This is a genomic window from Streptomyces sp. NPDC086549 (assembly GCF_044746205.1).
Lineage (GTDB): Bacteria > Actinomycetota > Actinomycetes > Streptomycetales > Streptomycetaceae > Streptomyces.
This window is the reverse complement of record NZ_JBIVBS010000008.1, coordinates 339,620-360,489: the sequence shown is the minus strand read 5'-3', so window position 1 is coordinate 360,489 and position 20,870 is coordinate 339,620. Positions and strand designations below refer to the sequence as shown.

Genomic DNA, 20,870 nt, shown 5'->3' with positions numbered 1-20,870 from the left:
GAGACGTACTCCTTCCGTGCTCCGCCTACCGAGTTAGCTGTCGGGTTCGGGCGGTCGTTTCCGGAAGGCGTGCCCTACGGCCCGTGCCCTGGTGGGCAGTCGGGCCGATTCACCCCAATGTCGGTTGGGTCCCCGGCTCCGGCTGCCTCGAAGGAGCCCGGACTCGGCGGAGGCCACGCGGTTCGACGGGGTTCGTCGGGGGAAGCCGTGCAGCCTGGTCGTCAACCTAGCCAACTTGTGTCCCTCGTGTGAAGGTTGAAGCGCGATATGTCCGATACGTATTTGTGATATTCGCCTGTGGGTTCGGTGCCGAGGTGTTGTCACCGGGACATTTGCCGCACGGTCGCGGGCGTGGTCGGCCCGGTGGCCTGCGGAAGCACCGTCACGGTGCCCCCGTTTCCTGTGAGGTTGTGATGAATCCGCGAGGCGTTTGAACACCTGTGCCGCCGGATCCGTATGGGATGGGGGATTTCCATGCCGAGCCGGATTCGACGAGACGCAGGGGTACTTCCGTGGGACGCAACACGCGCAGACGCCCAACAGGCGCACGACGCGCGACCTTCGCAGCGGTCGCACTGATGTTGGGCGGAGGGGGACTCATAGCGGCGAACGTCTATGCCTCCGCGACCGAGAGCGGCTCGGACCAGCCGGCCCAGAACGGTTGGGTCCTTTCGGGAGCGGCGACGATCGACTGCCCGGACGTCGGGAGCCGGCTGACCGCGGTGCCGGACGAGGCCAGGGACGACGTCGACCGGCAACTCGCCCTCCTCGACCAGCAGATCGCGGCGGCCTACCAGCAACTGCAGCAGTCGGCGCAGGCCCAGCAGCAGGACTCCGGGTCCTCGGACGACACGATCATGAACCCGCTGAAGGACAAGCGGTCCGAGACGATCGATCGCATCGCGGACGCCATCGACCGCGTGGGCGACCGCCCGCAGGGGCTGGACGACATGGCGGCGTGCACGCTGCAGCCCTCCGGCAACCAGAACCAGGGTGACGGCGGCCAGAGCCAGGGCGCCGCGAGCCAGAACCCCGGCGACGCGAGCCAGAGCCCGGGCAACGGCGGCCAGGGCCAGTCCGGTGCCGGGCAGGGCAACGGCGGCCAGGCCGGCAACGGCCCCGTGGCCGCGGACTACGCGGACATCACCTCCGTCCAGCCCAACGCGCAGACCCCGGCCGCGCAGTCCGACGCCTCCCGCGGCTCCTTCTCCAGCAGCTGTGGCGTCAACGCCAACGGTGTGTTCAACTCCGACAACGTGATCGTCGCCCCCGGCGTCTCCAACGGTGCCCACCACTTCCACGACTACGTCGGCAACCAGGCCAACAACGCCTTCGCCAGCGACGACGACCTGGCGAACGGCGACACGAGCTGTGCGGACCAGGGCGACAAGTCGTCGTACTACTGGCCCGTGCTGCGCCTGCAGAACGGCAAGCAGGAGCGGGACGCCGGTGCCCCCGGCGGCGGAACCGAGGGCAACGCCGGTCAGATCGTCACGCCCAAGCAGGTCACGCTGACGTTCGTGGGCAACCCCCGCGGCAAGGTCACGGCCATGCCGCGGCTGCTGCGCATCATCACCGGTGACGCCAAGGCGTTCGTCAACGGTCCCGGCAACGCCAACGCGTCGTGGAGCTGCACCGGGTTCGAGGACCGGCAGCTGAAGGACAAGTACCCGCTGTGCCCGTCCGGCACTGACGTCGTCCGCACGTTCAAGTTCCAGAGCTGCTGGGACGGTCGGAACATCGACAGCGCCAACCACCGCACCCATGTGGCGTTCGCCGACAAGGAGGGCAACTGCCCGAACGGATTCGAGCCCATTCCGCAGCTGGTGCAGCGCATTGTCTACGACGTCGACGCGCCGAGCCTCCAGGACGGCGGCCGGACGGTTCCGCTGTTCGCCGTGGACTCCTTCCCGGAGCAGTTGCACAAGCCGGTCACGGACCACGGCGACTTCATCAACGTCTTCGACGAAGACCTCATGAACAAGATGGTCGACTGCATCAACTCCGGCCGGACCTGCGGCGCCGGTGCGGCCCCCGCGCCCGGTCAGGAGCCCAGCAAGGAGCCCAGCGAGCCGCCGGCCTCCAGCCCCGCCCAGCCCGGCACCGGTGACGAGCCCGAGCCCGGCAACACGGCGACCGAGCAGCCCTCGGAGCCCCCGGCCGACACACCGACCACCGACACGCCGACCACCGACACACCGACCACCGACAAGCCGGCCGCCGAGCCGACGGACGCCGGTTCGACGGACGCTCCCGCCACCGAGAAGCCCAGGGTCTACGCCACCTCGTCACCCACCCACGTCACCTCGGACAAGGGCCACTCCGGCAACGGAGGCTCGGGCAAGGCCGGTTCGGGCAAGGGTGGTTCGGCCCAGGCGTCCGACAGCCAGTCGACGCAGCCCGCCGAGATCGGCGAGGCGGCCCAGTCGCCGGCCCCGGGAGCGAACGATCCGACGGCCGCCGCCGCGCAGACCGAACCGCAGGCGGTCCAGGGTGGACTCGCGGAGACGGGCGCGCACCTGTGGCCCGCGGGCATCGGCGCGCTCCTGGTGATCGCGGGCTTCGTGGTACTCCGCCGTATGGGACGCCGCTCCGTGTGACGTCCGCCGCGAAGCGCCGGCCGCCGCTGTCCGGGTGTCCCATCACGCACCCGGACGGCGGCGGCCGCGCTGTTCCGGCTCACGCCACGCGCAGCGTGCGCTTCGCGAGTTCGTACGCCGGGAGCATCTCCTCGTGCTCCTCCGTGTCCATTCCGCCGAGGTGCAGCACGACCGTGCCGTCCGAGGTGGCGACGGCGAAGGCGCTCTCCTTCTTCACCTCGTCCAGGAGCTTGCTCGTGTAGAGGTACTCCACTTCGACGCCGGAGACTCCGCCCGCCTTGAACGTGCGGTACTTCTCCTTGCTCGTGTTGCCCTCGGCGGCCACGAAGGCCCGCAGTACCGAGCGGGCGTCGCCGTCACCCGGGGACCCCGTCCACACGCGCAGGAAGCCGATGTTCCCGGCGGGCTTGGCGTCGATCTCGCACGCCATCGTGACCGGGCCCTGGTGGAGCAGGGCGTCGGCGAGGTCCCCGGCCAGTTCGCCGTCGGAGCCGCTCGAAGCGCTGGAGGCCGCGCCGGCGTGGACCGCCTTCGCCTTCCAGCGCTTGGCGAGGGCGAAGGTGACCGGCAGTTCACAGGCCGAGCCGGCGGCCCCGATGGTGCCGCCGCTCCTGGCGGCCGTGCCCTTCGCTCCTGTGGCCTGAGCCGTCGCCGGCGCCTTCGCGTCGTCCTCCGGCGACTCCGCGCAACCCGCCAGCATCCCCGCAAGCAACAGCACCGGGGCCAGTCCGCCCCGCACGGTGTCCGTCGTGATCCGCAACGCCGTCTCCCCCTCCTTGATCCAGACGGGACACAGTATCCGAGGGTGCCGACAGCGCCGTGTGCTTGACGGTCAGTCATATTACTGAACCGTAATCTATCGAGTGCTACCGCCGGTAATAGTCTCGCCGGTACCGTCCTGGCAGCCGCTCCGGAGACAACAGCCTCCCCTGCCCAGGAGGTCCGCCATGCCCCTCCTCGCTCGCCTGCTGCCCGTAGCCGTCGCCATGACCGCCGCCTGCCTCGGCGTTCGGACCGTGCCCGCCGCCGCGGACACCGGGTCGGACCCGGTGGTGTCCCGGGGTGTCACGATCCCGGCCTTCTACAACCCGCCCGTCACACTGCCCACGGCCGACGGTGCCCTGATCCGCAGCGAACCCCTCCCGCTCGCACTGAGCCTGCCGAGCATCCCCGGCCCGCTGCCCGGCCGGGCGACCCGCCTGATGTACAAGTCCACCGACTCCGGCGGCCGACCGGTGGCGGTGACCGGCGCCTACATCGAACCGGCGGCCGCGTGGCCGGCCGGGGGAGCGCGCCCGCTGGTCGCGCTGGCGCCCGGCACGATGGGGCAGGGCGACCAGTGCGCCGCCTCGATGGGCCTGGAGCATCCACTGCTGCTCAACGGCGAGACGGTGTCGGTCGGATACGAGGACCTGGCGATCTACCGGCTCCTGGCCGAGGGCGTCGCGGTCGTGGTCACCGACTACGTCGGCCTCGGCACGACCGACCGGCTGCACACGTACGTCAACCGCCTCGACGGGGCGCACGCCGTGCTGGACGCCGTTCGCGCCGCCCGTGCCCTCGACGGTGCGTCGGTCACGTCCGCCTCGCGCGTGGGCCTGTTCGGCTACAGCCAGGGCGGCGGCGCGACCGCGGCGGCCGCCGAACTCCAGCCTGCCTACGCCCCCGATGTCGCCCTCGCCGGCACCTATTCCGGCGCACCGCCCGCCGACCTGACCGAGGTCACGCGGGCCATCGACGGAAGCGACCTGGCCGGCGCGCTCGGCTGGGCGGTCAACGGGTTCCTGCAGTCCGACCCGGCCCTCAAGCCGATCGCCGAGGCCCACCTGAACGCGGCGGGCATGGCCGCACTCGCCGACCTGTCCACCATGTGCGTCGGCGACGCGCTCTTCGCGTACGGCTCCGTGCACAGCACGGCCTGGACGAACGACGGGCGGTCGCTCGGCGACATCATCCAGTCCGAACCCGCACTCCGGGACTACCTGGAGGAACAGCGGATCGGTACGTCCACGCCCGCGAGCCCGGTCCGGGTGGCGACCGGCGTCAACGACGACCTCGTCCCGCACGCCCAGGCCCGCCGGCTCGCCGTCGACTGGTGCCGGGCGGGCGCCGACATCACCTATGTGCCAGTCGTCCTGCCGAACGCCGGCCGCGCCCTGCTCAACCACTTCGGCCCACTGCTCACCGACCAGGGCGCCGCCGTCGCCTGGCTGACCGCACGTCTGTCCGGCATGCCCGCCGTCTCCGACTGCTGGACCATGCCCGCACAGCCCTGACACCTCCGACGGCACCGCCGTTTGCGGCCGGAAGGGCGACCACGGCAAGGTTCGGGTCGTGGCTACTCTGCTGATCGTCCATCACACGCCCTCACCGAACTGCCAGGCGATGCTGGAGGCCGTCGTGTCCGGTGCGACGACGCCCGAGATCGAGGGCGTACGGGTCGTGCGGCGGGCGGCCCTGTCCGCGACCGCCTCCGACGTGCTCGCCGCCGACGGCTACCTGCTCGGCACCCCGGCGAACCTCGGCTACATGTCGGGTGCCCTCAAGCATTTCTTCGACCAGGTCTACTACCCCTGCCTGGACGAGACCCGGGGCCGGCCGTTCGGCTACTACGTGCACGGCGGGAACGACGTCACGGGCGCGGTGCGGGGGATCGAGTCGATCACCACGGGCCTCGGCTGGCGCCGCACGGCCGACGCGGTGACCGTCACCGGCGAGCCCGGCAAGGCCGACATCGAGTCGTGCTGGGAACTGGGCGCGACGGTCGCCGCGGGGCTGATGGCCTGAGCGGCCTCCGCCCATCGGCCGGTCCCGCGCTACGCCCACCTCATGCCGATGTCGGACAGCTGGCGCACCCTTTCGGGGGTGAGCGCGGCGGCGCGGCTGCGCTGGTTGCTGATCCAGGCGCCGAGCCTGACCTGCCGGCCCTCGCCGCCGCCGACGGTGACGGTGACGGTCTCCACGTGCTTGCGCGGGACGCTCAGGTGGCCCTCGCGCGCGAAGAACTGCGTGGCGGCCTCCAGGTTGACCGCCCATTTGTCGGCGTGCGACACGCGCGGGACGGGCCGCTCCTCCCCGGCGGCGGGTTCGAGCCCCAGGACGTGGTCGCACAGCCACTGCTGACCGACGGTCAGCCGGTCCCAGCCCAGGCGCTGCGCGCGTATCCACCGGCCGAGGTCCTCGCCCTGGCGTACGGTCCCGCCCGCGGCGGTCGGCAGGCGTCCGCCTTCCGCCAGATGGAGCCGGGTGAGATGGAAGCGGCGTTGCCATTCCACCGGCCAGGCCGGGCACCAGGCCGGGTCGATCTCGTCGAGCTGTTCGCGGCGCTCCTCGGACAGCGCGCCGGCCGCCGGTTCCGCCGTCGTGCCGTCGTCGGGCCGCTCCTGGCTCTCGGCGGCCCTGCGGGCGGCCGCGCGCTGGTTCTTCAGCCAGATGCCGAGCCTGAACCCCTCGTGGGTGGCGTCGTGGGGTGCCAGCAGATGCCCGTGCCTTGCCGCCCACCCGCGGGCGGCGGTGAGCCCCTCCTCCCAGGCGAGGTCGAAGTGGGACCAGACCATGCCGAGTTCCTCGAGCGTGCGGGCGCGGTCGTCGTCGAGGGTGCCGCGGGTGCGGAAGCGGCGGGCGTCGGCGATCCACTGCCCGAGCGGGAACCCGGCGAGCGAGGCCGGCCACCCGTCTGCCTCGGCGTCCTCGCCGCCAGGCACCCGGAAGGTGAACGGCACCCGCAGATCGCCGTGCACGCGCGCGTAGAGAGCGGCCGCCTCGACACCGCGCCGCCAGTGCGCGTGCTCCGGGTTGATCACCCGCAGCTCGATGAACGTCGCCAGCCGCGCCGGATCCCGCGGTGTGGAGAACTTCAGCAGGGCCCTGGCGGAGGCGCTCACGCCCGGGTGCCCTTCGACGCCGTGCTCCTCGCCCGCGCCGTCCAGGTCGCGGCCCTTGGGGGAGTGGCTGGGCGCCTGCGGCTCCGCCAGGCGCTCCACGATCCGCGCGTCATGGGCGCGCAGCGCCTCCAGGAGCCGGGCCAGTCCCGCGTACGCGCGGCTGGTGAGCATGCTGTCGGGTGTCTCGCCCGGTCCGAGCAGCACCGGCACCACCAGCGAGGCCGTCTTGCCCTCACCCGGCCGGATGCGCAGGGCCCGCCCCACGGCCTGCACGAGATCGGGCATGGAGCCGCGGACGTCGGCGAAGTACACCGAGTCGCAGTGCTTGGTGTCGACACCCTCGCCGAGGACCCGCACCGAGCTGAGGAAGGCCTTCGCTCCCGGGCCGCCGACGTGTGCGAACTCCTGGAGCACGCGGCGCCGGTGCTGGGGCGCGTGGTCGCCGCACAGCCAGTCGGCCCACACCCTCTGCGGATACCGGCCGGGCTCGGCCGCGTGCAGCTGTGCCGCGACCGCCGGCAGTCCGGCCGCGAAGGCCTCGGCCTCCCGTACGAGGTGGTGGAACACCAGGGTGCGCCGCAGCCCCTCCTCGCCGGCCGCCTTCACCAGCGCGGCCTGCAGCGCGGCGAGCCGGGCCCCCCGCACCTCGTCCGTACGGCCCTCCACGCCGAGCAGCTGGGCGGCCTGCACCTGTGTGTCGGTGACATCGACGCACACGACCTGATACGGCGCGCAGATCCCCCGGTCGATCGCCGCCGACAGCGTCAGGGTGTGGCAGCGGGCGCCGAACGGGCCGTCCGGATCGTCGTCCATGGAGGCGACCAGCTCACCGGGCACCCCCTGCGCCGGCTGGTCCTCCTCCGGCTGCCACAGTCGCGGCGTGGCGGTCATGTACAGCCGCCGCAGTGACGGAATCCTGGCGTTGTCGTGCACGACCGCCCACGGTTTGCCGAGCCGCCCCGAGGTCCGGTGCGCCTCGTCGACCACGATCAGGTCCCAGCCCGGCAGGCCGGCCGCGTGCGCCCGCTCCAGGGTGCCGAGCCCGAGGGAGGCGTACGTCGCGAAGACCGTGACCTTGTCGAAGGGGCGCACCCAGGCGACCAGCTCGCCCACGTCCGTGGTGTTGGGGAACACCGCCTGGTCGCCGCGGAGCGAGGACACCCCGATCATCGGCCCCCTGCGGCCGCCCGCGCGCCACGCGGCCTCGGTCTGGGCGAGCAGGTCCAGCGAGGGCACCAGCACCAGCACCCGGCCCGCCCGCAGCTCCTCGGCGCCGCGGACCGCCACGAGGGTCTTCCCGGATCCGGTCGCCATGACCACCTGGGTCCTGAGCCCACGCGGGGGCAGGGTCGTTCCTGCCGGCGCTTCGAGTGCGCGTACCACCGCGTCCACGGCTTCGCGCTGGTGGGGGCGTAGTCTCACGAAAGCGACCCTAGACCACCGGACACCCACGCGTCGGGCCCTCATGCGCCGGGCGGCTCATGTGCTAGGCGGAGTGCCGGTCCCCGTGCCGTCGTGCGGTGCCTCGCCCTGCCCCGGGGCCGGCCTGCGGGCCCGCCGCGGTGCGGCTTCCGGGGGTGATCTGTGAGGAGAACGCCTGCAGGGCGGCCGAGCTGTTGGGCGGCAGGACCGCCATCAGCCCGCGGTCCTGGGCTTCGGCCAGCGACCCGGCCGCCGCGCTGCCCTCGGGCACGAACGCCAGCCGCACGTGCCCGTCGCCCGAACCCCGCCGGTCCACCGGGGCGACGGCACCGTGCGTGCCGTCGGGCAGGGTCACCCACAGCTGGAAGTCGTCGTACCGGACGAAGTCCGCGCCCTTGACCGGCCAGGGATAGTGGTGCTCGCCGGGCACCTTGGGCAGGATCCCCTGATGGTTGCCATGGCTCATCGGCACGCACGCGTTGAAGAGGGAGTCGGTCCACGCCTCGACGCCGTCGGCATCCTTGACCAGGGTGCGCAGCAGGTCCTCCGCCTCCTCGTACCCCAGGTCCCGCAGCGCGGGCAGGGTGAGCGGGAAGGCGTCGACGAGTTCGGCCGCCTCCCGCCGGAGCCGGTCGACCTTCACCGGCTCCGCGCAGAACTGCATGCTCCACTCGATGCCGACCCGGGCGCGGAACATCCGCCAGCCGCCCTGTCCCTTGACCCAGAGGCTGCCTCCGTGGTGCATCTCCCAGTGTTCCGGGACGGTCGGCCGGGGGCCGTAGGGCAGGTCGTCGTCGCTCACGTCACTCAGGATCTGCTGTGCGGTCCGCTTCGCCGCGCGGAAGAAGGAGGACTCGAAGCGCTGGGGATGCTCGACCAGACGTATCTTCCACGGATGGTTCTCCGATTCGACACCGCCCGGTGGGAGCGCGCCCGGTGTCCGGGACCTCCGTCGCGTAGGGGCGACGGTCATGGCTTGCCTCCTCGTGCCGACCGCGCGGGCTCGCGTCCGGCCCGCGGCACGGACTGCCCCTGTCTTCATCGTGCGCCCGGCAACCGGTGACGGCGACTCGAATGGAGCACTCCGGCGTGCGCCGCTCGGCGCACCGGCCGGCCGATGCCCGGCATGTTCCCCTCGCTGTCCCGGAAACGGGCACCGCGTACTCCGCGTGCGTTCTCCGCGTGCGCCCTTGCCCGGGTGGTTCCCCTCGATCTCGGCGATCCCGTTCCGGGTCCACACGCCCGGCACGTCGACCTCGTCGAAGACCACGCCGTGCCGCCCGAGTTCCGGCACGACGGCTTCGAGGTCGTCGACCTCCCACGCCATCCGGTGAACGTGCCGGACGAGGCTCCCGTCGACCGGAACAGCACGAAGTCCACGCCTCCGCACCGGTACGGCAGCCCACCGGGCCGTTCGTCGACGGGCTCCAGGCCGAGCTTCTCGGCGTAGAAACGCCGCGCCCGGTCCAGGTCCCGCGTGGGGAGCCCGGTCGCCACGCGTGGCTGGGCCGGAAGGTTCCCGCTGTCCGAGTCCGTTGCTCCACCCGTGTTTCGGGGCCCGGCCGGAGAGGGCCGGCCGGGGAGTGTTGGTAACCCGGCTGGGCGGTCCGGATGGTGCGTGCCGAAGCCCTGGCTGACGGTGGTTCATGTCGAGGCCGGGTGATCCCAGCTGATGGAGTATCGGCTGCCCGGCCACGGCGGAAGGACTCCAGATGCGTTCTGCCCGCATGATCCTGGCTTCGGCGGCCGCGGCCGCCGCCCTGGCGATCGCCACTCCCGGGGCCCATGCCTCGGGAGGCGACGGAAGCCGTGACGATTCCTCCTACAGCAAGGAAGACGACTCCTCCTCCAGCGAGGAACACGGCGATTCTCACAGCAAGAACAAGGACGACGACAGCAGCCACGGCGAGCCGCGTGGCGGAATGCACACGGGTGGCGGTGCTCTCAGCCTGCTGACCAGCGACGACGGGAGTTCGGACAGCGGCAACAGCAAGTTCGACCCCGAGACATACCGCGACAAGGGTTCGGACAGTGGCCGCGACCAGGGTTCGGACAACGACCAGGACAAGGGTTCGGGCAACGGCCGCGACAAGGACTCGTGGGACGACGACTCCGACGGGCCCAGCGGCGGCATGCACACCGGAGGCGGCGGGCTCGCCACGCCGGGCGTCACCGCGGGTGGGCTGGCCGTGGTGGCCGTCGGTGCCGCGGGCCTGTACGCGCTGCGTCGCAAAAGCGTCGCCGAGCAGGCGTCGTGACCCGCGTCTGACGAACCAGGGTCTGTCGCGAAAGTACCGCCTGAGCAGGCGGGACTTTCGCAACAGGCCCTGGGGGCCCGAGGCCGCCGCCGCACGCACTGTGTCGGCGGCCGGCCTCCCCTCCGACCGCTGCGCTCCCGTGCCCGAGTGAGGTGGAGTCCGATGGCAGCTTCTCCGTCGTCCGCGCCCCCTGGCGGGCCCGTGCCCGCCGAAGCGAGCGCACGCTCCGGCGGGCGCCTGGTCCTGTGGGTTGTCGCGATCCTGATCCTGGTCGTCAGCCTGTTCGGCGGCCATGGAAAGACGTCCGGCGTCGCCGGAGGAGCCTCGTCCGTCGCGCACCCGGCCGGGAAGCATCTGCCTCGCTCCCTGCCGACGCGCCTGCTCATCCCGAAGATCGGCGTGGACGCCCCCTTCACCTCCCTCTCCATGGGCCCGTCGGGACAACTCCAGCCTCCGCCGGCCGACGACGTGAACCTCGTCGGCTGGTACGCCCAGGGAGCCTCGCCCGGCGAGGCGGGCACCGCCATCATCGCGGGGCACCTCGACACGACCACGTCCGCGGCCGTTTTCGCCGGCCTCGAGGAGCTGAAGGCGGGTGACCACTTCTCCGTCCGGCGGACCGACGGTAGGACGGCGACCTTCGTGGTCGACAGCGTCGCGACGTACGACAAGGCCGATTTCCCCAGCCACCAGGTGTACGCCGACACGCCCCGGGCCGAGGCACGTCTCATCACCTGCGCGGGCGACTACGACCGGACGGCCGGGGATTACACCGAGAATCTGGTGGTCTTCGCGCATCTCGACTGAGCTCCCTCCGACGGCGGGCTGTTCTCTTTTGTCGGGTGGTCGAACCCGGTGTCCGACATGCGCCGCAATAATCCCGTCAAAGGGTCGTGTTCCGGACAGTCAAAAATACTCGTTGAATGTTTGAACGTGCTGTGACGGCTGTGCGTATTCCATGACGTGAGCAGGAATCCCGTTACCGTCACCGTCGCGTACCACGTTGTGCCCGGCCGTGAAGCCGACTTCCACTCCTGGGGGTGGGCCGTGCTGCGCGCGGGTGCCGGTCAGCCGGGCTTCCTCGGCGGTGGCGTGCTCGTCGACGGAGACGCGGAGTGGCATATGGTCTACCGCTTCCGCAGCTCGGACGAGGCCCGGGCCTGGGAAAACTCCCTCACGTGGGCCCAGTGGTCGACCCGCTGCGAGGGACTGGCGCGGGAGGCCGGGCGCCGGGTCATGGAGGGGTCCAAGACCTGGTTCGACGCCCAGACCGCCCGGAGTCCGGCGCCGGCGGCGCCCGGCCTGCCACCGAAATGGAAACTGTGGTTCATCAATATGGGCGCGGTTTTCCCGCCGGTGCTCCTATTCAATCTGATAGTGCTCCCCTATCTCGGCGGCCTCAACCCGCTGATCCGCACGCTGGTGCTGTGTCTGTGCGTGACGGCCCTCGTCACCTGGATTCTGATGCCGCGACTTCAGCGTTTCTTCAAGAAATGGCTGTATCCGCCGCTGCAGGCATTGCGTGGACGGCACAAACGCCGGATCGCCTAGGCCCGAGAACGACGCAAGGGAGGTGAGCGGGTGAAGACCCTGCTCATCGACAATTACGACTCGTACACGTACAACCTCTTCCAGCTGATCGCCGAAGTGAACGGCGAGGAGCCGGTGGTCGTCCTCAACGACACCCCCGCCGACGAACTGCCCGACCTGGGCGGCTTCGACAACGTCGTGGTGTCGCCGGGACCGGGACACCCCGCCGAGCCGCGGGACTTCGGCATCGCCGCCCGGTTGATCGCCGAGGCGCAGGTCCCCGTGCTCGGCGTCTGCCTGGGCCACCAGGGCATCGCGCTGGGCCAGGGGGCACGGGTCGAGCCCGCGCCGGAGCCCCGGCACGGGTATCTCACGTCCGTACGGCACGACGGTCAGGGCCTGTTCCACGGGCTCCCGCAGGACTTCACCGCCGTCCGCTACCACTCGCTGGCCGTCGCCGAGCCGCTGCCCGACACCCTGGAGGCCATCGCCTGGGCCGAGGACGGGGTGCTCATGGGCCTGCGCCACCGCACCCGGCCCCTGTGGGGCGTGCAGTTCCACCCCGAGTCCGTCCTGACCGAACACGGCCACCGCCTGCTGATGAACTTCCGCAACCTCACCGCGGAGCGCACCCGCAGGACCCGTACGAAGAACACCACGATCACCCCGTCCGCCGCGGCGATCCCCCGCCCCCGCCGGTCCGTCGTCCCCACCTACCGGCTGCACCACCGCAGCATCGCCACCGCCGTCGACACGGAGGCGGCCTTCACCCGGCTCCACGCCGACTCCCCGCGCGCCTTCTGGCTGGACAGCTCCCTCGTCGAGCAGGGCCGCTCCCGCTTCTCCTTCCTGGGAGACGGCTCCGGTCCGCTCAGCGAGTTCGTGCGCTACGACGTCGACTCCGGCGTCTGCGAGGTCGTACGGCCCGGCCGCCCGCCGCGCAAGGTCCGGGCGAGCGTCTTCGACTACCTGAAGCGGCAGTTGGCGACGCGCCGGGTCGACGCCGGTGAACTGCCCTTCGACTTCACCGGCGGCTACGTCGGCTACTTCGGCTACGAGACGAAGGCCGACTGCGGTTCCCCCAACCGGCACAAGGCCCGAACCCCCGACGCCTGCTGGCTGTTCGCCGACCGCCTGGTCGTCGTGGACCACGAGGAGGAGGTCACCTACGCCGTCTGCGTCGCCGAGGACACCCCGCGGGCCGCGCGCGAGGCCGCGGACTGGCTCGACCAGACCCTCGCCCAGCTCACCTTCGTGACGTCCGACCGGCCGGCCGCACCCGTACAGGCCGCGGCCTACCCCCGGGCCGCGGAGCCGTGGCTGGTGCGCGACCGCGCGACCTACCTCGCGGACATCGAGGCCTGCCAACGCGAACTCCGGGCGGGCACCAGCTACGAGGTCTGCCTCACCAACTCCGCCCGGCTGCCCGCACCGTACGACCCGTACGACTTCTACCGGGTGCTGCGACGAGTCAACCCGGCCCCGTACGCGGCCTTCCTGCGCTTCGGTGACCTCGATGTGGCGAGCTCCTCGCCCGAGCGCTTCCTGCGGATCACCCCCGACGGCACCGCCCAGACCAAGCCGATCAAGGGCACCGCACCGCGCGGCGCCACCCCGGAGGAGGACGACCGGCTGCGGGACGAGCTGACCACGGACGAGAAGACCCGCGCCGAGAACCTGATGATCGTCGACCTGCTCCGCAACGACCTCGGCCGCGTCTGCGAGACGGGATCGGTCCGGGTCCCGCGGCTCATGGCCACCGAGACGTACGCCACCGTGCACCAGCTGGTCTCCACCGTCGAGGGACGGCTGCGCGAGGGCACCGCCGCCGTGGACTGCGTACGTGCCTGCTTCCCCGGCGGCTCCATGACCGGCGCGCCCAAGCTGCGCACCATGGAGATCATCGACGAGCTGGAGACCGAGGCCCGCGGCGTGTACTCCGGCGCCCTCGGCTACTTCGGCTGCGGCGGCGGCGCCGACCTCAACATCGTCATCCGCACCGCCGTGTTCACCGGCGGCCGGATGCACCTGGGGGCCGGCGGCGCGATCGTCCTCGACTCCGACCCCGCCGCCGAGTACGACGAGATGCTGCTGAAGGCCGCCGCGCCGATACGCGCCCACCGGGAACACAGCTCGGTCCCGGCCACCGAACAGGAGCCGACCCGATGACGACACCGCAGCCGACGCTCAGCCCCGCCGACACCGGCGCGCCCGGCAACCTCGCCGCCCACCTGGCCGAGCTCGCCGAGCGGCGCGGGTGGACCGGCCGGCCCGCCTTCCACCAGGGCCACGGCTCCTGGACCCACGGCGAGGTGCACGACCTCGCGGCCCGCGCGGCCACCGTGCTCGCCGGGCAGGGAGTCCGCCCCGGTGACCGGGTGCTGCTCGCACTGCCCGACTCCCTGGCCTGGGTGACGGCCTTACTCGCCACCGCCCGGCTCGGTGCCGTGGCCGTCCTGGTCAACCCCGAACTCACACCGCCCGAACTGGAGTTCATGGCCGACGACACCGAGGCCGCGCTGTGCCTGACCGGCCCGGGCCTGGACGACCGCTTCCGGCGCCGCGAGCGCCTCGGCGCCGACCAGCTCGTCGCGCTCACCCAGGGCGCCGAGCCGATGACCACCGCCCACCAGGTCGACGCCCACGACCCGCTGTACATCCAGTACACGTCCGGAACGACCGGCCGCCCCAAGGGAGTCGTGCACACCCACGGCGACCCCCGCACGTACCACGACCTCATCGGCAGACGGCTGCTGCGCATCACCCCGGACGACGTCACCCTCTCGGTCTCCAAGCTGTTCTTCGCCTACGGCTTCGGCAACGCCTTCGTCTTCCCGCTCTTCTCCGGCTCCTCCGCCGTCCTGGTCGACCGCCGCCCGACCCCCGCAGCCGTCGACGACCTCGTCGTCCGGCACCGGGTGACCCTGCTCTACTCCGTGCCCTCCGCCTACGCGGCCCTGCTGGCGGAGCGGGCGGACGGGCACGAGGCGTGCTTCGCGTCCGTCAGGGCCGCGATCTCCGCGGGCGAGGGCATGCCCGCCGATCTCGGCCGCCGGATCACCGAACTGCTCGGCGCGCCCGTCCTGGAGCAGATCGGCTCGACCGAGGCCGGACACGCCTACTGCGCCAACAGCTTCCTGCACAACCACCCCGGCACCGTCGGCCGCCCGGTCCCCGGCTTCGAGGTCGAGCTCCGCGACGGCTCGGGCCACCCCGTACCGGACGGCGAAGAGGGCGAACTGTGGGTTCGCGGCCCGTCGGTGACGCCCGGCTACCTCAACCGGCCCGAGGAGACCGGACGCACCCTGGTCGGCGGCTGGCTGGCCACCCGCGACCGGGCCCGCCGCGAACCCGACGGCACCTACCGGCACCTGGGCCGCGCCGACGACATGGAGATGGTCGGCGGCATCACGGTCTCCCCGCTGGAGGTGGAGGCGCTGCTGCGCACGCACCCGGCCGTCAGGGAGGTCGCCGTCGCCGCCGTCACCGATCTGCGCGGCGCGAGCAGGCTGCGCGCGTTCGTCGTCCCGGTCACCCCGATCCCCGTCGGCCTGGAGGCCGAACTCATCTGTCTGGCCCGCGACCGGCTCGCCGCCTTCAAGGTCCCCCGCAGCGTCAGCTTCGTCCCCTCACTGCCCCGCACCCCCACCGGAAAGCTCCGCCGCCACCTCGTCCGCCAGGGGGCGTGGTGACCGGTGCCGCACACCCGGACCGGACCGAACACCCCGCAGAAAGGAACGGCCACATGAACCGGCAGCTGCCCCTGCTCGCCGACCGCGGCTTCTACCTCGGTCCCATGTTCCGCCGGGCGGCAGACCGGCACGGCGGGGTCTTCGTCACCCTCGACCGCCCGCTCGACGTCAACCCCGGACTCGGCGTCGACCTCACCTACAGCGTGCTCGCCGACGTCCTCGACGAGCTGTCCGCCCGCCTGTGGGAGGCGGGGATACGACCCTCCGAGGAAGTCGTCGTCCACAAGACGGACAACGTCGACATCGTCCTGCTGACCTGTGCCCTCTCCCGGATCGGCGCCGTCCCCGCGCTGCTCTCGCCCGCCCTCGCGGGACCGGTCGTCGGCCGGCTCCTCGAACGCCTCCACCGGCCCTGGCTGATCACCGACCGGGCCAAGCTGGAGGGACCGTTGCGGGACGTCCCCCTCGCCGAACTGGTCCGGCAGACCCTCTCCGTCGACGACGCGCCCGGCGCCGTACCGCTGGAGAAGTACGCGGGCTCCCCGCCGCACGCGCCCGTACGGCTCCACCCCCGCGAACCCTCCCTGATCACCCACAGCTCGGGCACCACCGGCGTGCCCAAGCTCGCCGTGCACTGTCCGAACACCATGTGGAACCGGCTCGTGCCGCAGAAGGCGATGGGCCTGCCGACGCGAGGCGAGACCGCGGCGCTGCACATGTCGTTCGTGCACTCGCGTTTCTACCACCTCCTCGGCGTCCTGCTGCACTACGGCAGCCCAATGGTCCTGATCACCGACCCGGACCCGGCGGAGGTGGGCCCACTGCTGGCCCGGCACCGCCCCGGCATCGTTGAGACCCACCCCAACACCTTCGTCCTGTGGGAGGAGTTGGCGGTCGCACCGGGTGCGCCGCTGGCCCGGGTCCGCTCGTACGGATCGACATTCGACGCGATCCATCCCCGCACCGTACGACGGCTGCTCGACGCCTCGAAGCGCCGCTCGCCGTACCTGATCCAGCTGTACGGACAGAGCGAGACGGGCCCGGTCGCCTTCCAGTGGTTCACCCGGAGTGGCGCGGGCCGCGCCGACGGCCGCCGCGTCGGGATCGGCATCCCCGGCTTCACCCGGGTGCGTGTCGCGGACGAGTCGGGCCGGCGGGTGCCGCCCGGCACACCGGGCCGGATCGAGGCCCGCACCAGGGGCCGGATCCTCACCTACCTCGGCGCCCGCGAGCAGTACGAGCGCCAACTCGGCGACGGCTGGTGGCAGATGGGCGACATGGGCTACCAGAACCGCTGGGGCGCACTGCACCTGATCGACCGTGAGATCGACCAGATCGACGCCGTGCACAGCAACCTGGAGGTCGAGGACACGCTCATGTCCCGGCTGGAGGAGCTGCGCGAGGTCGTCATCGTGCCCGGAGTGGACCGGGAGCCGGTGCCGGTGGTGAGCGTCCGGGGCGAGCGGCCTCTGGACCCGGAGCGCTGGCGGCAGGCGGTCGCCGATCTGCCCGAGATGGCCGAGCCCCGCCAGTGGCGGTTCGAGGAACTGCCGATGACCGCGACCTGGAAGGTGAAGCGGGTGGAGATCACCCGCATGCTGGCCGAGAGTGCCCGCGCATGAGCCCGGTCGTCGTCGTGGGCGCGGGCCCGGTCGGGCTCTCGGCCGCCCTCGGCCTGCGTGCCCACGGCCTCCCGGTCGTCCTCCTGGAGGCGGACCCGGAAGGCCGTGAACGGCCGGGCAGCCGCGCCCTGTTCGTCCACCGGGAGACCCTCGGACTGCTGGACGGCATGCGCCCGGGACTGGCCGCCGAGATCACCTCCTACGGCCGGACCTGGCACACCAGGCGCACCCTGTACCGGGGCCGCGAGGTGTACTCCCGCACCTTCCCGGCCCCCACCGGCCGCCCGCCCTTCACCAGCCTGCGCCAGGTGGACACTGAGCGGTTCCTGCTCGACGCCTGCAAGGAGGCGGGGGTCGAGTTCGAGTGGGGTGCCCGGGTGGCGGGCGTACGGGTCATGCCGACCGGCGTCGTGCTGACCGCCGAGGACGGCCGCACCTGGACCGGGACGCACGTGGTCGCCGCCGACGGGGCCCGCTCCACCGTCCGGCGCGAGCTGGGCATCCCGCTGGAGGGGAGCCACGGGAACGGCTTCCACGTCGTCGTGGACATCGCCGACATCCCGGGGGCCGAACTCCCGCTGGAACGGGTCTTCCACTACGAGCACCCCGGCACCGGAGGCCGCAGCGTCATGCGGGTGCCCTTCACCGGAGGCTTCCAGCTCGACCTCCAGTGCCACGACGACGACCCGCACGAGGCCTACGGCACCGAGGAGGCCGTACGGCGGTGGCTGCCCGCGGTCGTGGGGGAGGGGTACGAGGACCGGATCCTGTGGGTGTCCACGTACCGGTTCCTGCGCAAGGTGGCGGCCTCCTTCACCGACCCGCACCGACGGGTGCTGCTCGTCGGTGAGGCGGCGCATCTGTTCCCGCCGTTCGGGGCGCGGGGCATGAACAGCGGCATCGCGGACGCCGCGGCGGCCGCCGCGGCCGCTGCCGCCGGAACCGTCGCCGCCGTCGAGGAGTTCGCCGAGGTCCGCCGGGCGGCCGGACTGTTCAACAGCGCCGCCGCCGGTACCGCGCTGGAGCATCTGCGGCCCGCACGCCGGATCGTACGGGTGAAACAGCGCGCCGCCGCGGCCCTCGCGCCCGTACTCCCATGGTGCGGCTCATGGCTGGAGCACGCTCCCTACGGACCCCGAGGCGGCGCACCGGCCGTCGCCGGCCGGAAGTACTGAGGAAGGCGCACGGATGACACAACCGACCCTCGCCGAGTCCTTGTCGACCTGGGACCCGGGCAGCGGACTCACGCCCGCGCCGACGTCCGACGGACGACTGCTGGTCGCCGACTCCTGGCTGCTGCGCGACGGGCGCATGCGCGGGTACGCACGCCACCGCGAACGCTTCCTGCGGTCCTGCGGGGACTGCGACGGACCGCCCCTGCGCCGGCTCATCGAGTTCTGGCAGGACGTGACCGCGGCGCTGCCCCGCTCCGGCGAATGGTTTCCCCGGGTCGAACTCGCCTCGGAGTCACATGAGTTGAGGTTGCTCCTGCGGCACGCCCCGCCGCTCGGCACGGAGGTGCGGGTCTGGGCGACCGGTCAGATCGATCCCCGGACGATCCCCCGGCGCAAGGGACCGGACCTCGCCGCCCTGGCCCGCCTGCGCACCCGGGCCGTCGCGCACGGGGCGGACGAGGCCGTGCTGGTCGCCCCCACCGGGCTGGTGCTGGAGTCCGCGACCGCGAGTCTGGTGTGGTGGGAGGACGACGTTCTGTGTCTGCCGCCACCGCAGTTGCCCGTCCTGCCCGGCGTCACCGTCGGGCTCGTCCAGGAGCGCGCCCGGCAGTCGGGCATCCGCGTCGCCCACCGCGAACGGACCCTGGCGGAACTGGACGGCCGTGAAGTGTGGGTGGTAAATGCGCTGCACGGAATTCGGCCCGTCACCGCCTGGACGGGACAGTCGATGACAGCCGGGCCCGCGGCACGCGCGCCGGAATGGAGAAGGTGGCTGGAGGAAATGATGGAGCCGCTTCCCGATAAGCGGTGAATGAGCCGACGACATCGCGCCGGGCCCGAATTTCCGTGGCCCGGCGCGATTGAGTGTGCGCGGATTTCTTCTTTACTTCTGGGCGGGCTGATAGGCGCCCGGAACCATACGGGTCGCAATGGCGATCCGGTTGTACGCGTTGATGACCGTGGCCGCCCAGATGAGCGCGGCGACCTGTGCCTCGTCGAAGACCTCGGCGGCCTCCGCGTAGACCGCGTCCGGCACATGGCCGTCGTGCACCAGGGTCACTGCCTCGGTCAATGCCAGTGCGGCACGCTCGCGTTCGGAGAAGAAGGGGGTCTCACGCCAGGCGTTGAGCGCGTAGATCCGCTGCTCGGTCTCGCCCGCGGCGCGCGCGTCCTTGGTGTGCATGTCCAGGCAGAACGCGCACCCGTTCATCTGCGAGGCCCGAATTCTCACGAGCTCCAGCAGTTCGGGTTCCACCTTGGCTTCCTGCGCCGCGGTCACGGCGGCACCGTGCAGGGCACCCATTGCTCCGGATACGGTGGGGGTAATTTTCTTCAGGGCGACGCGTGATGGCGGGATGCTCGTTGTCATGAGGAAACTCTATACCGGGAAAAGCGCGGGACGAGTAAGGATCAAGGAATCCCGAATAAAGGGAGTGCTTTACTGGATGCCCTGACCCGGTCGGGCGTGCGGGTAGTACGGCCTGGGCAGGCGCATGCCCCGGTCGGCCATGATCTGCCGTACGTGATCGGGGTAGTCGGTGATGATGCCGTCGACGCCCAGGTCCATCAGCGCCTCCACGGTGGCCGGGTCGTCACAGGTCCAGGGGACGACCTTGAGGCCCCGGGCGTGTGCCTCGGCGACCATGGCGGCGTCGGAGTAGAAGCGGAAGCCCGGGTCGCCGACCTTGCCGTTCTGCGGGAAGCCGTAGTTGGGGGAGAGGGTCGTGACACCGGGGATCGTGGCGGCCGCCCTGACGAAGTCGCCGCCGTAGTCGTCCGCGTCGATCCCGCCGAGCCAGGGGGAGGCTCCGGGCCGGCCGACCTGGAGGAAGTCGTAGTTCGTGAGCGCGACCAGCGGCCATCCGGGCGCGAGCCGGTGCATGACCTTGAGCGCACCCCAGTCGAAGGACTGGATGGTCACCTGGTCCTCGATGCCCGAGCGGTGGATCTCCTCGTACACCCGACGGACGAACAGCTCGCGTGGCGCGGTCTGTTCGGGCGCGCCGGCCTCGACCTTCGTCTCGATGTTCAGCTTGACCTGCCGGGCGTGATAGCTCTTCACCAGGTTCAGGACGTCCTTGAGCTCGGCCATCCGGAACCCCTTGACGACCTCCTGCTCGGGGAATCCTGGCAACTGCTGGTAGCCGCAGTCCATCGTCCTGATCTGGGCCAGCGTCAGGTCCTTGATGTACTTCCCGACGTACGGGTACATCGGGTCGCCGGGTGTGACCGGCGCCGTGTCACGGCACTTCACCGCGCTGACCTGCCGGTCGTGGTTGACGACGACTTTCAGGTCCTTGGTGATCTGGGTGTCCAGTTCCAGCGTGGACACCCCGAGGCGCATCGCCTTGCCGAACCCCTCCGGGGACTCCTCGGTGGTCATGCCGATGCCGCCCCGATGGGCCTGCAGATCGAAGCGGGCCTTGTGGGCCGGCACCGGAGGGTGACCGGCGGGGCCGGACGTCGTCGCCCGGGCGGCCACCGGGAACGCGAACACCGGCACCAGGGCCAGGCCGGCGAGGATGTGTCGTGCGGACATCGAAACCTCACTCGTGTCGGTTCGGGCGAACAGACGACGGTAGCCCCGCCTCGCGCATGCGGAAGGACCTGGGCGTGATGCTCCTGTGAACGGCGCGTTGCGCACCGCCGTCGGCGGCACGCGCGGAAGCTGTGAATCCGGCCGTTTC

At 71.6% G+C, this 20,870-nt stretch carries 16 protein-coding genes, 1 pseudogene and 1 riboswitch; of the genes and pseudogenes, 11 read left to right on the top strand and 6 right to left on the bottom strand.

Going from position 1 to position 20,870, the window contains the following annotated elements; genetic code table 11:
• Positions 1–6: 6 nt before the first annotated feature.
• A riboswitch (cyclic di-AMP (ydaO/yuaA leader) is annotated at positions 7–179 on the bottom strand.
• Positions 180–578: 399 nt separating this feature from the next.
• On the top strand, positions 579–2,600 hold the full coding sequence (locus ACIPSA_RS26265; protein WP_402638492.1) for a DUF1996 domain-containing protein: 2,022 nt from the start codon (positions 579–581) through the stop codon (positions 2,598–2,600).
• A gap of 79 nt (positions 2,601–2,679) precedes the next feature.
• On the opposite strand, the gene ACIPSA_RS26260 is transcribed toward ACIPSA_RS26265, so the two are convergent.
• Positions 2,680–3,360 (bottom strand): lipoprotein, encoded by a 681-nt coding sequence (locus ACIPSA_RS26260; RefSeq protein WP_402638490.1) that lies wholly within the window; start codon positions 3,358–3,360, stop codon positions 2,680–2,682.
• 187 nt (positions 3,361–3,547) lie between these two features.
• Between ACIPSA_RS26260 and ACIPSA_RS26255 the strand changes: the two genes are divergently transcribed.
• The gene (locus ACIPSA_RS26255; protein ID WP_402638487.1) at positions 3,548–4,876 is read left to right on the top strand and encodes a lipase family protein; all 1,329 of its coding nucleotides are present in this window, start codon (positions 3,548–3,550) and stop codon (positions 4,874–4,876) included.
• Between the two features lie 58 nt (positions 4,877–4,934).
• The gene (locus ACIPSA_RS26250; RefSeq protein WP_402638484.1) at positions 4,935–5,387 is read left to right on the top strand and encodes a flavodoxin family protein; all 453 of its coding nucleotides are present in this window, start codon (positions 4,935–4,937) and stop codon (positions 5,385–5,387) included.
• 29 nt (positions 5,388–5,416) lie between these two features.
• Here the strand turns inward: ACIPSA_RS26250 and ACIPSA_RS26245 are convergent, their stop codons facing one another.
• From ACIPSA_RS26245 to ACIPSA_RS26235, 3 genes and pseudogenes are all read right to left on the bottom strand, one after another.
• A complete protein-coding gene (locus tag ACIPSA_RS26245; RefSeq protein WP_402638481.1) occupies positions 5,417–7,951 on the bottom strand; it encodes a Helicase associated domain protein in 2,535 nt (844 codons plus the stop codon).
• A gap of 19 nt (positions 7,952–7,970) precedes the next feature.
• Complete coding sequence (locus ACIPSA_RS26240; protein WP_402638479.1) at positions 7,971–8,879, bottom strand: DUF6424 family protein; 909 nt, start codon at positions 8,877–8,879, stop codon at positions 7,971–7,973.
• Positions 8,880–9,010: 131 nt separating this feature from the next.
• Positions 9,011–9,403, bottom strand: a pseudogene (locus ACIPSA_RS26235) (VOC family protein); the annotation flags it as partial.
• A gap of 215 nt (positions 9,404–9,618) precedes the next feature.
• On the opposite strand from ACIPSA_RS26235, the gene ACIPSA_RS26230 reads away from it, so the two are divergent.
• From ACIPSA_RS26230 to ACIPSA_RS26195, 8 genes are all read left to right on the top strand, one after another.
• Positions 9,619–10,164 (top strand): hypothetical protein, encoded by a 546-nt coding sequence (locus tag ACIPSA_RS26230; RefSeq protein WP_402638476.1) that lies wholly within the window; start codon positions 9,619–9,621, stop codon positions 10,162–10,164.
• A gap of 162 nt (positions 10,165–10,326) precedes the next feature.
• Positions 10,327–10,971, top strand: a complete 645-nt coding sequence (locus ACIPSA_RS26225) for a class F sortase (RefSeq protein WP_402638473.1) — start codon at positions 10,327–10,329, stop codon at positions 10,969–10,971.
• Between the two features lie 156 nt (positions 10,972–11,127).
• Entirely contained in the window at positions 11,128–11,715 is a 588-nt protein-coding gene (locus ACIPSA_RS26220) for a hypothetical protein (protein WP_402638471.1), read from the top strand.
• A 30-nt stretch (positions 11,716–11,745) separates the two neighbouring features.
• A complete protein-coding gene (gene pabB, locus ACIPSA_RS26215) occupies positions 11,746–13,863 on the top strand; it encodes an aminodeoxychorismate synthase (protein WP_402638469.1) in 2,118 nt (705 codons plus the stop codon).
• On the top strand, positions 13,860–15,386 hold the full coding sequence (locus ACIPSA_RS26210; RefSeq protein ID WP_402638468.1) for an AMP-binding protein: 1,527 nt from the start codon (positions 13,860–13,862) through the stop codon (positions 15,384–15,386). Before pabB ends, ACIPSA_RS26210 begins: the two co-directional genes overlap by 4 nt.
• Positions 15,387–15,439: 53 nt before the next feature.
• Positions 15,440–17,008 (top strand): class I adenylate-forming enzyme family protein, encoded by a 1,569-nt coding sequence (locus tag ACIPSA_RS26205; RefSeq protein ID WP_402638467.1) that lies wholly within the window; start codon positions 15,440–15,442, stop codon positions 17,006–17,008.
• Positions 17,005–18,183, top strand: a complete 1,179-nt coding sequence (locus ACIPSA_RS26200; RefSeq protein ID WP_402638466.1) for an FAD-dependent monooxygenase — start codon at positions 17,005–17,007, stop codon at positions 18,181–18,183. The genes ACIPSA_RS26205 and ACIPSA_RS26200 overlap by 4 nt, the downstream gene beginning before the upstream one ends.
• A gap of 13 nt (positions 18,184–18,196) precedes the next feature.
• A complete protein-coding gene (locus ACIPSA_RS26195) occupies positions 18,197–18,994 on the top strand; it encodes an aminotransferase class IV (protein ID WP_402638465.1) in 798 nt (265 codons plus the stop codon).
• Positions 18,995–19,066: 72 nt separating this feature from the next.
• Here the strand turns inward: ACIPSA_RS26195 and ACIPSA_RS26190 are convergent, their stop codons facing one another.
• Positions 19,067–19,552, bottom strand: coding sequence for a carboxymuconolactone decarboxylase family protein (locus ACIPSA_RS26190; RefSeq protein ID WP_402638464.1), 486 nt, complete (start codon positions 19,550–19,552; stop codon positions 19,067–19,069).
• A gap of 69 nt (positions 19,553–19,621) precedes the next feature.
• Complete coding sequence (locus ACIPSA_RS26185) at positions 19,622–20,722, bottom strand: glycerophosphodiester phosphodiesterase family protein (RefSeq protein ID WP_402638463.1); 1,101 nt, start codon at positions 20,720–20,722, stop codon at positions 19,622–19,624.
• Between the last annotated feature and the right edge of the window lie 148 nt (positions 20,723–20,870).

Bases quoted from the DNA above. Each gene is read 5' to 3' on its own strand.
- ACIPSA_RS26200 (WP_402638466.1), top strand. From the start codon at position 17,005: ATGAGCCCGGTCGTCGTCGTGGGCGCGGGCCCGGTCGGGCTCTCGGCC.
- ACIPSA_RS26245 (WP_402638481.1), bottom strand. From the start codon at position 7,951: ATGAGGGCCCGACGCGTGGGTGTCCGGTGGTCTAGGGTCGCTTTCGTG.
- ACIPSA_RS26205 (WP_402638467.1), top strand. From the start codon at position 15,440: ATGAACCGGCAGCTGCCCCTGCTCGCCGACCGCGGCTTCTACCTCGGT.
- ACIPSA_RS26210 (WP_402638468.1), top strand. From the start codon at position 13,860: ATGACGACACCGCAGCCGACGCTCAGCCCCGCCGACACCGGCGCGCCC.
- ACIPSA_RS26185 (WP_402638463.1), bottom strand. From the start codon at position 20,722: ATGTCCGCACGACACATCCTCGCCGGCCTGGCCCTGGTGCCGGTGTTC.
- ACIPSA_RS26195 (WP_402638465.1), top strand. From the start codon at position 18,197: ATGACACAACCGACCCTCGCCGAGTCCTTGTCGACCTGGGACCCGGGC.
- ACIPSA_RS26230 (WP_402638476.1), top strand. From the start codon at position 9,619: ATGCGTTCTGCCCGCATGATCCTGGCTTCGGCGGCCGCGGCCGCCGCC.
- ACIPSA_RS26265 (WP_402638492.1), top strand. From the start codon at position 579: ATGTTGGGCGGAGGGGGACTCATAGCGGCGAACGTCTATGCCTCCGCG.
- ACIPSA_RS26190 (WP_402638464.1), bottom strand. From the start codon at position 19,552: ATGACAACGAGCATCCCGCCATCACGCGTCGCCCTGAAGAAAATTACC.
- ACIPSA_RS26255 (WP_402638487.1), top strand. From the start codon at position 3,548: ATGCCCCTCCTCGCTCGCCTGCTGCCCGTAGCCGTCGCCATGACCGCC.
- ACIPSA_RS26240 (WP_402638479.1), bottom strand. From the start codon at position 8,879: ATGACCGTCGCCCCTACGCGACGGAGGTCCCGGACACCGGGCGCGCTC.
- ACIPSA_RS26225 (WP_402638473.1), top strand. From the start codon at position 10,327: ATGGCAGCTTCTCCGTCGTCCGCGCCCCCTGGCGGGCCCGTGCCCGCC.